This window comes from Streptomyces sp. NPDC028314 (assembly GCF_055565795.1).
Map to the genome: position 1 here is coordinate 659008 of NZ_JBVHTP010000001.1, position 12316 is coordinate 671323.

The 12316-nt window shown below is 74.4% G+C and carries 11 protein-coding genes; 2 read left to right on the top strand and 9 right to left on the bottom strand.

The window, feature by feature from the left end:
- Window positions 1–11 precede the first annotated feature (11 nt).
- From ACZ4TG_RS02990 to ACZ4TG_RS03000, 3 genes are all read right to left on the bottom strand, one after another.
- Window positions 12–1322: an alpha/beta fold hydrolase gene (locus ACZ4TG_RS02990; protein WP_468159546.1), complete on the bottom strand. Its 1311-nt coding sequence runs from the start codon at window positions 1320–1322 to the stop codon at window positions 12–14.
- 205 nt (window positions 1323–1527) lie between these two features.
- On the bottom strand, window positions 1528–2613 hold the full coding sequence (locus ACZ4TG_RS02995) for an S-(hydroxymethyl)mycothiol dehydrogenase (protein ID WP_468159547.1): 1086 nt from the start codon (window positions 2611–2613) through the stop codon (window positions 1528–1530).
- Between the two features lie 73 nt (window positions 2614–2686).
- Complete coding sequence (locus tag ACZ4TG_RS03000) at window positions 2687–3610, bottom strand: LysR substrate-binding domain-containing protein (protein ID WP_468159548.1); 924 nt, start codon at window positions 3608–3610, stop codon at window positions 2687–2689.
- 70 nt (window positions 3611–3680) lie between these two features.
- On the opposite strand from ACZ4TG_RS03000, the gene ACZ4TG_RS03005 reads away from it, so the two are divergent.
- Both ACZ4TG_RS03005 and ACZ4TG_RS03010 read left to right on the top strand, forming a co-directional pair.
- Entirely contained in the window at window positions 3681–4670 is a 990-nt protein-coding gene (locus tag ACZ4TG_RS03005; RefSeq protein ID WP_468159549.1) for a dihydrodipicolinate synthase family protein, read from the top strand.
- 518 nt (window positions 4671–5188) lie between these two features.
- Window positions 5189–5863, top strand: coding sequence for a transglycosylase SLT domain-containing protein (locus ACZ4TG_RS03010; RefSeq protein WP_468159550.1), 675 nt, complete (start codon window positions 5189–5191; stop codon window positions 5861–5863).
- A gap of 13 nt (window positions 5864–5876) precedes the next feature.
- On the opposite strand, the gene ACZ4TG_RS03015 is transcribed toward ACZ4TG_RS03010, so the two are convergent.
- The 6 genes from ACZ4TG_RS03015 to ACZ4TG_RS03040 form a co-directional block, all read right to left on the bottom strand.
- A complete protein-coding gene (locus tag ACZ4TG_RS03015) occupies window positions 5877–6482 on the bottom strand; it encodes a response regulator (RefSeq protein WP_468159551.1) in 606 nt (201 codons plus the stop codon).
- Window positions 6479–7726, bottom strand: coding sequence for a sensor histidine kinase (locus ACZ4TG_RS03020; protein ID WP_468159552.1), 1248 nt, complete (start codon window positions 7724–7726; stop codon window positions 6479–6481). The genes ACZ4TG_RS03015 and ACZ4TG_RS03020 overlap by 4 nt, the downstream gene beginning before the upstream one ends.
- 2 nt (window positions 7727–7728) lie before the next feature.
- Window positions 7729–8448 (bottom strand): ABC transporter permease, encoded by a 720-nt coding sequence (locus ACZ4TG_RS03025; protein ID WP_468159553.1) that lies wholly within the window; start codon window positions 8446–8448, stop codon window positions 7729–7731.
- Window positions 8445–9506, bottom strand: coding sequence for an ABC transporter ATP-binding protein (locus ACZ4TG_RS03030; RefSeq protein WP_468159554.1), 1062 nt, complete (start codon window positions 9504–9506; stop codon window positions 8445–8447). The genes ACZ4TG_RS03025 and ACZ4TG_RS03030 overlap by 4 nt, the downstream gene beginning before the upstream one ends.
- A 92-nt stretch (window positions 9507–9598) precedes the next feature.
- The gene (locus ACZ4TG_RS03035) at window positions 9599–10507 is read right to left on the bottom strand and encodes a squalene/phytoene synthase family protein (RefSeq protein WP_468159555.1); all 909 of its coding nucleotides are present in this window, start codon (window positions 10505–10507) and stop codon (window positions 9599–9601) included.
- 99 nt (window positions 10508–10606) lie between these two features.
- On the bottom strand, window positions 10607–12298 hold the full coding sequence (locus tag ACZ4TG_RS03040) for a serine/threonine-protein kinase (RefSeq protein ID WP_468159556.1): 1692 nt from the start codon (window positions 12296–12298) through the stop codon (window positions 10607–10609).
- Window positions 12299–12316: the final 18 nt, after the last annotated feature.

Here is a 12316-nt window from a genome sequence, read left to right on the forward strand (position 1 = left end):
TCAGGGGTGTCTCACGCCTCGGCCCGTACGAGGGACAGCAACCGGTCCAGCACCCGCGGGCCGCCCGCGCGGACGCCGTCGTGCTCGAACTCGTCCGTCACCCAGGTCCGCAGGCCCCGGATCGCCCGCGCGGTGCGCAGCGAGTGCGCGGTGTCCACGTACATGTCGTCGTGGTAGATCGCGGCGGCGACCGGCACCTCGTTGGCGGCGAGCCGCGCCGGGTCGTACAAGGGCTGCCAGCCGGTACGGGCGGCCAGCAGTTCGGCCGTCTCGCGCAGCGGGACGAGCGCCGGATCGGCGGTGAACTGCCAGGGGTGCACGCTCTCGCCGGTGAAGAAGAGCGGCTCGTCCCCGGCCAGGGTCTTGGCGGCGTCGAAGCGCGGATGGCGGGCGCGCACCCGCTCGGCCGCCCAGGCGGTGGGCACGGCCGGGTCCTGGGCGTAGATCGACTCGTGGATCAGGGCGTAGAGCGGGTGCCCGGCGAAGGAGAGCTGCGCGTGGACGCCTTCGAGGAAGGCGTCGGAGAGGGCGGGCCCGGCGGCCGTGGGGACGAAGGCGTTCTCCAGCAGGTAGTGCAGCTGGTGGCTGCCGTCGCCCATGCCCAGGAGCAGGCCCAGGGACTGGAAGGCCTCGGTGGTGAGGCGGTAGCCGCCGGGGAGTTCGGCGGGGCGCTCGGCGAGCTCGGCGGCGATGCGCCGGGCCCGTTCGACGTCCATCGGGTAGCGGGCGTAGTGGGCGGAGTTCTTGCGTTCGACGCGGGGGCAGGCGGCCTCGTACACCTCTTCCGCGGTGGCGTCGAGGGACGGCAGACCGCCGGTGATCAGGGCGGCGGCCAGGCCCTCGGGGGCGGTGGAGAGGTAGTGGGTCGCGCAGAAGCCGCCGAAACTCTGGCCGAGGACGGTCCAGGGGGCGCCGCCGGTCAGGCCGGGGCGGATGGCCTCGCAGTCGCGCACGATGGAGTCGGTACGGAAGTGCGCGAGGTACTCGGCCTGCTCGGCGGGGGCGCCGCGCAGCGGCAGCGACTGCCGGCCGGCCGGGGTGGAGCGGCCGGTGCCGCGCTGGTCGAGGAGCAGGACGCGGTACTCGTCGAGGGCCCGCCCCAGCCATGCCTGGCGGCCGACGAAGCGGCGGGCGCCGAAACCGGGGCCGCCCTCCAGGTACAGCAGCCAGGGCAGGGTCTCGGGGTCCTTGCCGGTGGCGACGGCCTCGCGCGCGTACAGCTCGATCCGCTCGCCGTCCGGCCGGGCGTGGTCGAGCGGGACGGTGAACCGGTGGTCGGTGAGGACGACGCCGGGCTGGCGGTAGCTGCGGTCGGCGGTCACGGGCGGCCCCTGGAGTGTGCGGGTGCCCCGGCCGGGTCGCGGCCGGGGCACGGGGTGTGGCGGTGCGCCCGAGTCTACGCGCGGGCCCGCCGCCCGTCCGGGCCCTGCCCTGCGGCCGGTTCGCCCGTGGCCGGTTCGCCGGCGGCAGGGTGCGGGCGGGACCGGCGGCGGCCGGGGGCGATCGGGGCGCCCGGTCGCGGCGGGGTCAGAACTCGACCACCGAACGCAGCACCTCGCCGCGCTCCATCCGGCCGAAGGCCTCCTCGACCCCGTCGAGCGCGATGGTCTCGGAGACGAAGGCGTCCAGGTCGAGGCGGCCCTGCAGGTACAGGTCGATGAGCACGGGGAAGTCGCGCTCCGGCAGGCAGTCCCCGTACCAGGAGGACTTGAGGGCTCCGCCGCGTCCGAAGACGTCGATGAGCGGGAGTTCCAGCTTCATGTCCGGGGTCGGGACGCCGACCAGGACCACCGTGCCGGCCAGGTCGCGCGCGTAGAACGCCTGCCGGTAGGTCTCGGGACGGCCGACGGCCTCGATCACCACGTCCGCGCCGTTCCCGTCGGTCAGCGCCTGGATGGCCTTGACCACGTCGTCCGTGCGGCCGTTGACGGTGTGGGTGGCTCCCAGGCCCCGGGCCCACTCCAGCTTCCGGTCGTCCAGGTCCACCGCGATGATCTTCGAGGCGCCGGCCAGCCGGGCTCCGGCGACGGCCGCGTTGCCCACTCCCCCGCAGCCGATGACGGCGACGGAGTCACCGCGTCCGACGTTGCCGGTGTTCAGGGCGGCGCCGAGGCCGGCCATCACCCCGCAGCCCAGGAGTCCGGCGGCGGCCGGGGAGGCGGCCGGGTCCACCTTGGTGCACTGCCCGGCGGCGACAAGCGTCTTCTCGGCGAACGCGCCGATGCCGAGGGCCGGGGACAGCGGGGTGCCGTCCTCCAGGGTCATGGGCTGGGTGGCGTTGTGCGTGGCGAAGCAGTACCAGGGGCGGCCCCGCTTGCAGGCCCGACAGGTACCGCACACGGCACGCCAGTTGAGGACGACGAAGTCGCCTGGGGCGACGGACGTCACGTCCGGGCCGACCGATTCGACGATGCCGGCCGCCTCGTGGCCGAGGAGGAAGGGGAACTCGTCGTTGATGCCGCCCTCGCGGTAGTGCAGGTCGGTGTGGCAGACCCCGCAGGCCTGCACCTTGACCAGGGCCTCACCCGGGCCCGGGTCGGGCACGAGGATCGTCGTCGTCTCCACCGGTGCGCCCTTGCTCCGTGCGATGACCCCTCGTACGCGATGTGTCACGTCGTACCCCACTCTGATCGGATCCGTCTGGATCATCGAACGTACACGGGCGGCACGCGGTACGGGAGTTGTGTCACGCACCGGCGCGCTGACTGGCCAGATCCGGCGGTACGGCGGTGCGCAGCGCCGCGCCGAAGGCCGCCACGGCGGGGTGCGCGGCGGCTCCGCTGCGGAAGGCGAGCATGGTCCGGCGCTGCATCAGCAGACGGGTGAGACCGCCCCCGGGGGCCGCCGCGGTGATGCCGAGCTGCGGTACGACGGCCACTCCCTGGCCGGCCGCGACGAGGGCCAGGACCGTGGCGAACTCGTCCACCTGATGCCGGACCCGGGGGGTGAATCCGGCCGCCTGGCAGGCCCGTACCGTCATGGCGTGGCAGAGGGTGCCGGGCGTGGCCGTGATCCAGGGGGCGTCGGCCTGCGTACGGAGGACCGCGCCCTGGTCGGTCCCGGCGTCCACCGGGGTGCCGGCGGGGGCGGCCAGGTACATCGCCTCCCCGTACAGGGGCTCGGTGGCCAGGCCGGGCTCCTCGGGCGCGGGGACGAAGTCGTACTCGTGGACCAGGGCCACGTCCAGGTCGCCGGCCCGCAGCGCGTGCGCGACGGCCGCCGGGTCGGTCTCGGACACCATCGGCTCCAGCCCCGGGTGGCGCCGGGCGAGGGTGACCAGGGCGGCCGGGACGATGGCGCGGGTGGCGGTCGGGAAGGAGCCGATGCGCAGGGCTCCGGCCAGGCCGCTGCGCGCCTCGGCGAGGTCGGCGGCGGCCTGCTCCAGCCGCTCCAGGACGGCTTCGGCGTGCACGACGAGGTTCTGGCCCGCGGGGGTGAGGCGGACCCGGCGTCCGGTGCGCTCCAGCAGCGGGAGGCCGGCTTCGCGTTCGAGGACGCCGAGTTGCTGGGACACCGCCGAAGGGCTGAAGGCGAGGGCTTCGGCCACGGCGGCGATGGTGCCGCGGCGGGCGAGTTCGCGCAGGAGGCGCAGGCGCCGTACATCGAGCATCGGATCAGCTTACGGTTCAGGTAAGAAAGGCGAACTGGATTTGACGGTTCGGGCGGGGAAGGCTGGACCCATGGCACAGGACACGGCACAGAACACGGCACAGGACTTCGCACCCGGCACCGCCCAGGGGGCCGCACCGGCCCCCTCCGCCCACCCCTCCCCCGACGTTTCCCCCCACGTCTCCCCGCGCGGGATCCACGTCCCGCTCGTCACCCCGTTCACCGCCGGCGGGGAGGTGGCCGCCGACGCGCTGGAGGCACTGGCCCACGAGGTGCTCGACGCGGGAGCCGCCGGGATCGTCGCCCTCGGCACCACCGCCGAGACGGCCACCCTCGACGAGGCGGAGCGCGACCTGGTGACCGGCGTCTGCGCCCGGGTCTGCGCGGAGCGCGGCGCGCCGCTCACCGTGGGCGCGGGGGCGAGCGGGACCCGGGCGAGCGAGGCGGCGCTGGCCCGGCTGGCCCGGTGGCCGCAGGTGCGGGCGGCGCTGGTGACGGTGCCGTCGTTCGTACGGCCCTCCGCCGCGGGGGTGCTGGCGCACTTCGCGCGGCTGGCCGAGGTGAGCCCCGTACCGCTGATCGTCTATCACATCCCGTACCGGACCGGGCAGCCGCTGGACGCGGCCGCGCTGCGGGCGCTCGGGGCGCTGCCCGGGGTCGCCGGGGTGAAGTACGCGGGCGGCGGCATCGACCAGGACACGGTGGCGCTGCTCGGCGAACTCCCGGACGGGTTCGCGGTGCTGGCGGGCGACGACGCGTACGTGTCCCCGATGCTGGCGCTCGGGGCGACGGGCGGGATCCTGGCTTCGGCGCACCTGGCGACGGAGCGGTTCGCGGAGCTGGCGGCGGCCTGGGAGGCGGGCGAGGTGCCGCGGGCCCGGGCCCTGGGCCACGCGCTGGCCCGGCTCTCGGCGGCGGCCTTCGCGGAGCCGAACCCGTCCGTGGTCAAGGGGGTGCTGCACGCCCAGGGCCGGATCCCGAGCCCTGACGTACGCCTCCCCCTGCTGCCGGCGACCGAGGCCGCGGTGGCGGGCACCCTCAAGGTCCTGGCGGAGCTCTGACCGCGTAGCTCAGCCCGCCCCGTCCCGTCCCGGGCGGGGCGGGGCGGGGCGGGACGGGGCGGGACGGGGCAGACGTCGGGAACCGTCGGCGGCCGGGCCCGCGAGTACGGGACGATCACGCACCGACCCCGGCGGGATACGACGCGCGCGCCGGAAAGCGTCCGTGATGGGCGATTTCGCAAGCATCGTACGAGTCGCCCGAATCCGGCACACAGACGGGCGACTTGCCCGAATTATCGCGCGCGGCCTCAAACCGTGACGTCAGTCACTCCGGGCACATCAACATCAATTCCCCCGGAAGCCCTGATTCCCTTTCGCCGGAAAGAAAGTTGGCTTTCCCGGGAACGCATTCCCATGGTCATTTACCGGGCCGAATGCGGGATGTCGATCAACCGGTGGAATTCGCGCCTTGTCCGGCTCCGCGGGCTGCCCTACGGTCACCTCATTCCCGGTGGCCCCACCTCCCGTTCCGGTCGCCACCAGGGGCTCTCCCGCACCCCCACGTGAGGAATTCCGCCATGTCCGCAAAGGGTAAGCACCGCCGGCCGAAGCAGTACCGGATCGTCCGCAAGCTGGCCGTCGCCGGCACGGGCGGCGCGGCCCTCGCCCTCCCGCTGATCAGCGCTAACGCGGCCGGAGCGGCCGAGAACACCACCGCTCCCACCACGTACTCCGTGGTCGCCGGTGACACCCTTTCCAAGATCGCGGCGCAGCATTCGGTGAGCGGCGGCTGGGAGCAGCTCTACGCCGCGAACCGCGCCGTCGTCGGCGCGGACCCGTCGGCCATCCGGCCCGGCCTCAAGCTGTCCCTCGGTACGGGAGCGAAGACGGTCGGGGCCTCGGAGTCCGTCGCGCGCCCCGCCGCCTCGTACCCGAACAACCTCGACGGCTGGATACGCGAGTCCCTGGACGTCATGGCCAAGCACGGTATTCCCGGCAGCTACAACGGAATTCACCGCAATGTGATGCGGGAGTCCTCGGGCAATCCGCTGGCGATCAACAACTGGGACTCCAACGCGGCGGCCGGCATTCCCTCCAAGGGCCTGCTCCAGGTCATCGACCCGACGTTCCGCACCTACCACGTGCCGGGAACGTCCATGGACTCCTACGACCCCGTCGCGAACATCACGGCCGCCTGCAACTACGCGGCCGCCCGCTACGGCTCGATCGACAACGTCAACGGCGCTTACTGAGCCGGGACAGCCCTTAGAGCCAGCCCTGGCGGCGGGCGGCTCGGACGGCCTCCATACGGTTGCGGGTGCCGGTCTTGCCGATGGCCGAGGAGAGGTAGTTGCGCACCGTCGACTCGGACAGGAACACCCTCGCCGCGATGTCGGCGACGGTCGCCCCGTCCGCCGCGGCGTTCAGCACATCGACCTCCCGGCCGGTCAGCGGGTTCGGCCCCGCGCTGAGCGCGGCGGCCGCGAGCGAGGGGTCGATCACCGTCTCCCCGGCGAGCACCCGCCGTACGGCGGCGGCCAGTTCCTCCACCGGGCCGTCCTTCACCAGGAACCCGGTGGCCCCGGCCTCCATGGCGCGGCGCAGATAGCCGGGCCGGCCGAAGGTGGTCAGGATCAGCACCCGGCACTCCGGCAGCCGCGCCCGCAGGTCGGCGGCGGCGTCGAGCCCGCTGCGGCCCGGGAGTTCGATGTCGAGCAGGGCCACGTCCGGCCGCGCCTCCAGGGCGGCGGCCACGATCCGGTCCCCGGCGGCCACCTGCGCCACGACCTCGATGTCCTCCTCCAGCCCCAGCAGCAGGGCCAGGGCGCCCCGCATCATCCCCTGGTCCTCCGCCAGCAGGACTCTGATCATCGGCTCTCCTCGTGCGGTCCGGCCGGGTCCACCGGGAGTTCGGCGGTGACCCGGAAGCCCCGGCCGGGAGCGGGACCGCTGTCCAGGGTGCCGCCCGCCGCCGCGAGGCGTTCGGTGAGGCCGGTCAGGCCACTGCCCGGCGGGGTCGAGCCTACGCCGCCGCCGTCGTCGGTGATCACCAGCCGGACCCGCTCCGCCGAGCCGCGCACCTCGATCTCGCAGCGGGTGGCACGGCTGTGCCGGATCACGTTGGTGGCGCACTCCCGGACCACCCAGCCCAGCAGCGCCGCCGCCTGCGGGGGCAGCGGGGGCCCGGACTGCCGTACGACGGGCTCCACGCCGGCGGCGGTCAGGGCGCCCCGGGCCCGGTCGAGTTCGGCGGCCAGACTGGCCTCGCGGTAGCCGGTGACGGCCTCGCGGATCTCGGTCAGCGCCTGGCGGCCCACGGACTCGATGTCGGACACCTGGGCGAGGGCGGCGTCGATGTCGCGGGGCGCGATCCGGCGCGCGGCCTCCGACTTGACGACGATGACCGACAGGGTGTGGCCGAGCAGGTCGTGCAGGTCCCGGGAGAAGCGCAGCCGCTCCTGCTCCACGGCGGCCCGGGCCAGCTCCTGCCGGGTGTCGCGCAGTTCCCGTACGGTCTCGGACAGCGCGAGGATGGCCGCCGTGACCATGCCGGAGACGAGGGTCCCGTACACCACCCCGGCCGCGTCCCAGCCCTCGTGGTAGCCCGCGACCGCCCCGGCGAGGACGGTGACGCCGAACATCGACCGGCCGAGCGCGCGTCCCCGCACCACGGCCCCGGTGGCCAGGCCCAGCAGGGGGAAGAACAGCAGCCAGTTGTCCCCGTAGACCAGCGCGAGGGCGACGGTGACCGCGCCCAGCGCGACCAGGCACCAGCGCGTGCCGGCGGACTCGCGGGCCCGCCGGTCGAAGGCCCGGAACACCAGTGTGATGTAGAGGGAGTTGAAGAGGAGCAGGCCGAGGGCGCCGATCCAGGGGTTGGGCGTCTCGCCCTTGATGACGTTGGAGATGGCCCCCATGCCCAGCAGCAGCCAGGGCAGCAGCGTGAATCCGTTGGAGGGGCCCATCGGGCCCCGGCCCGAGTCGCAGGCCTCGCCCCGCGCCTTGCGGGCCCGCTCCGTGGCCCGCCACTCGGCCTTGCGGGCCGGCCAGTCGGCCTTCCACTCCCCGTTGGCGGCCCGCTTGCCGAGCATGTTCGTTCCCCGTTCCGTGCGCATCTCTACACCGTCCTCGCGGACCGACGGTACGAGATCACCGCGTACGCCGCGAAGAGCAGGGCCCAGGCCGCGAGCACGGCCACCGCGGTGGGGCCGGGGGCGGCGCCGGTGGCGAGCTGCCGGCCGATCTCGGCGAAGCGGTGCGTGGGGGTGAAGGCGGACAGCGAGCGCAGCCACTGCGGGAACAGCTCGATCGGGAACCAGAGGCCGCCGAGGATGGAGAGCAGCAGGTTGCAGGCGACGTTGACGAGGCCGGTCGTCTGCGCGGAGAGGCGGTATCCGTTGCCGATGCCGAGCAGGGTGAACGGCAGCGCCCCGAGCCACAGTACGAGCGTGACGGCCGCCCACTCCCAGGCCTCGAGCCGTACCCCGTTGACGAGGGCGCCCGCGGCGAGCACCGCGAGGATGGCCGGGAGCACGATGACCGAGCCGGTCAGGGCCCGGCCGGCCACCACGCGGTGCGGGGGCATCGGCGTGACGCGCAGCTGGCGCAGCCAGCCGGTGGTCTTGTCCTCGGCGACGCCGGTGCCGGTGGAGAGGGCGGCGCCGAGGGCTCCGTACGCGGCCATGGCCACCATGGAGGCGGTGTTCCACTCGGTCTCGCTGGTGCCGAGGTTGGTGAAGAGCAGGTACATCAGCACCGGCATGCCGATGCCGAAGAACACGAAGCCGGTGTCGCGCAGGGTGCGGCGGGTTTCGAGGCGGACGTAGGCGGTGATCATCGGACGCTCTCCGGGGTGCTGGGCCGAGCCGCCGAGCCGGCGGCGGTACGTTCGGTGAAGGATTCGGTGGCACGTTCGGTGAAGGCTTCGGCGGAGTGCTCGGCGGAGGGTTCGGCGGAGGGTTCGGTCAGGGCGAGGAAGGCGTCGTCGAGCGAGGCGGCGCTGACCTCCAGCCCTCGGACGGCGCCGAGCCCGGCGAGGGCCACGACCGTGGCGTCCGAGTCCTGGGTACGGAGCCGCGCGCGATCGCCGCGCACCTCCACGGAGACCACCCCGGGCAGTCCGCCCAGGGCCTCGGTGGGGCGGCCGGCCAGGTCGAAGGAGACCAGCGCTCCGCCGGCGGCCCGCCGCAGCTGCTCGCCGGTCCCGTCGGCGACGATCCGGCCGTGGTCCACGACGATGATCCGGTCGGCGTGGGCGTCGGCCTCCTCCAGGTAGTGCGTGGAGAACAGGACGGTGTTGCCGCGCAGCGCGTACGCCCGCATCGACTCCCAGAAGGCGCGGCGGGCCTCGACGTCGAGGGCGGCGGTCGGCTCGTCGAGGACGATCAGCTCGGGGTTCCCGGCGAGGGCCACGGCGAAGCGGACCCGCTGCGCCTGCCCGCCCGACAGCCGGTCGACGCGGCGGCCGGCGAGGCCGGTGAGCCCGGCGAGCTCCAGCGCCTCCGCGACCGGCATGGGCGCCGGGTAGGTGCGGGCGACGAAGGCGACGAGCTCCCGCACGGTGAGCCGCGGTACGGCGCGCCCCTCCTGGAGCATCGCCCCGACCCGGCCGGCCCGTACGGCCTCGGCGGGAGTCAGCCCGAAGAGCCGGACGCTGCCCGCGTCGGGCTCGTCGAGGCCCAGCAGCAGGCCGATGGTGGTCGACTTCCCGGCGCCGTTGCGGCCGAGCAGCGCGACGGTCTCGCCGCGCCGGATGTCGAGGTCGATGCCCGACACGGCCCGGACGGGGCCGAAGGACTTGCCGGCGTGCCGGAACCGTACCGCGGGCGCCTCCGCCGACGGCGTCCCCTGCTGTGTCACGTCCTGCGTGATGTCCTGCGTGATGTCCTGCGTCATGCCCACCACGCTACGAACCGGGGCGGGTGCCCCGGCAGATGCGCATGTACGGACCGGGCCAGTACAAATGTCACCGCCGGAGCGCGCGGCGCTCAGGTCCTGCGGGAGCCGATCCGGGCTCGGGCCAGGGTCAGCAGGGGGGCCTTCAGGCCGTAACCGGTGTCCTTGCGCAGGGCGGTGACACCGGCCCGCTCCACGGCGGTGAGCTGGTGCGCCATCAGTTCCGTCATCGTCGCGATCACCGGGCGCAGTCCGGGTTCCGCGAGGGCGAGGATGCCGGTGGTGGCGTCGAGGGCGGCGCGGGCCCGGGCGCATTCGGCGGCGAGGAGGGCGCGTACGGCGGGGGTGTCGCGGCCCTGTTCGAGATCGGCGCGGCTCACCCCGTGTTCGGTGAGGCGGGCGCGCGGGAGGCAGAGCCGGCCTTCCGCGAGGTCTCCGGCGAGGTCGGCCAGGAAGTCGACCCGCTGGGCCGCGTCCACGAACCGCCGCCAGCCAGCAGCCTGTTCCTCGTCGGGGCCGCCGCGGTACTGGAGGCCGACGAAGACGAGCACCCCGGGCCAGGCGTACGCGTCGAGGTAGGCCTGGAAGTCCTCCTCGGCGGCGAAGCCGTCGAAGGCGGCCTCGGCGGTGGCCGCGCCGTCGAGGAAGCGGGAGACCCACTCCGCGGGCAGGGCGCGGGAGTTCACGGCGTGGGCGTACGCGCGCAGCACCGGGTCGGGGCTGTCCCCGGACTTCAGGGCCGTCTCGACGCGCTCGGCCAGCAGCCCGAGGCCCGCTGCACGCTGCTCCCGGGTACCGGTCTCGGCCACGTCGTCGACCAGGTTCATGAAGGCGAGTCCGGCCGCCAGCCAGGGCTGGAGCTGCGGCGCGGCGAGCAGGCGGAGCGCCAGGTACGGGGCCGGTTCGCGGCGCAGCACCCGGCGGGCGGCGTACGTGAAGTCGGCTCGCGGTCCCGGCCGGGATATCCCGGCCGCCGTGAGGGTGGTGCGCCAGCTGGGCATGGTGGTGCCGCTCCCGTTCCAGGTGTGCCGGTGCGCGTACCCGCCCGCGCGTCCGGGCGGGTACGTCCGCCGGCGCGGGTCTCGTACGGGTACACGATGTCAGCTGCGGTAGACCTTCCTGACCTTGCCCTGGGTGTCGGCGAGGACGTAGCCGCCCTGGCCGTAGTCGTCGCGGAGGTAGGGCCGCATGGCGGGCGTCTTGTCCACCGGCCACATGTCGACGATGAGGTAGCGCTGGGTCGGGTTGTCGACGCCGAGGTCCTTCTTCGACTGCTCCAGAAGGCCGGGCAGCGCGTCCCACGCGACGGTGGACACGTCGATCAGCGTCTGGCCCGCCGGCATGGTGCCGCCGGGGGCGAGGCGTTTGGCGACGCCGTCCCGGTACTGCCAGCTGTCGTACGTCCTGGCGCCGGGCGCGGTGGGGACCCCGGCCAGGATGTAGTCCGGGTAGACGATCAGGTTCAGGAACGTGGTGGTGCCGGTGCCCTGTTTCAGGGCCTCCACGGCGGTGCGGGCCCCGTCCGGGGTGAGCAGGCCGTCCCGGGGCGCGGTGGACGGGCCGGTGCCCGTCCGCCCGGCGGGGGCGGCGGTGGACGGGGCCGTCACGGGGGTGGAGGCGGCGGAGCGGGTGGCCGCCGGGCCGCCCTTCGCGTCGCGGCCGGTGGAGGCGTCCCCGTCGGGCAGCAGTCGGAAGGCCGCGGTCACTCCGCCGGCCAGGGCCACCGCGAGGAGGCCGGCGAGCAGCGCGGGACGGCGGCGCGGGGTGCGGGTGGCGGGGACGGTCGCGGTCGCCGCGTACGGGTTGCCGGCCGCGGGGGCGAAGGAGGGAGCGGGGGTGAAGGGGGGCGTTGCGGTCGGCGGCGGGCCGTAGGGCCCGAAGCCGGGCTGAGCCGGGGCCGTCACGGGGGTGGGCGCGGGGGCCGGCGGGGTGCCGACGCCGTGCAGAGCACTGCTCGCGTTCCGGAGCAGCTGTTCCAGCTGCGCCGCGTCGGGCCGCGCCGCCGGGTCGCGTACCAGCACCCGTTCCAGTACGGGCCCCAGCGGTCCCGAACGCACCGGCGCCGGGATCGGTTCTTCGAGCGTGGCGACCATCGTGGCCATGGTGGTGGACCGGCGCAGCGGGTGCACCCCCTCGGCGGCGACGTACAGCATCATCCCGAGCGACCACAGGTCGGAGGCGGCCAGCCCCTCCGCGCCCCGCACCCGCTCGGGGGCGATGTACTCGGGCGAGCCGATCAGCGCGCCCGTCGAGGTGAGCGCCGTCGACCCGTGCACCGCGGCGATGCCGAAGTCGGTCAGCACGGCCGATCCCTCGGGCCGCAGCAGCACGTTGGCCGGTTTCACATCGCGGTGGAGCACCCCCTCGGCGTGCGCGGCGCGCAGCGCCGACAGCACGTCGAGCCCGAGCCGCAGCACGTCCGAGACCGGCATCGGGCCCGATTCCAGCCGGTCGTGCAGCGAGCCGCCCCTGACCAGCTCCATCACGATCCACGGATGCCCGTCGCCTCCCGGCGCGGGCTCCACGATGTGGTGGATCGTCACCACGTTCGGGTGGGTCAGGCGGGCCAGTGCCCGGGCCTCGCGAACGGCCCTTTCGCGGAGCTGGACGACGAGTCCGGGCTGGGCCGCGGCGGTCGCCGGGTCCGGCGGGCGCACCTCCTTCAGCGCGACATCGCGGTGCAGTGCGATGTCGCGGGCGCGCCACACCGTGCCCATGCCTCCGGCGCCCAGGGGGGCGATCAGTTCGAAGCGGCCGTCGACCAGCTGTCTGCCGGTCTCACTCGTGTCCATGGCCGGTCATCGTAGGCG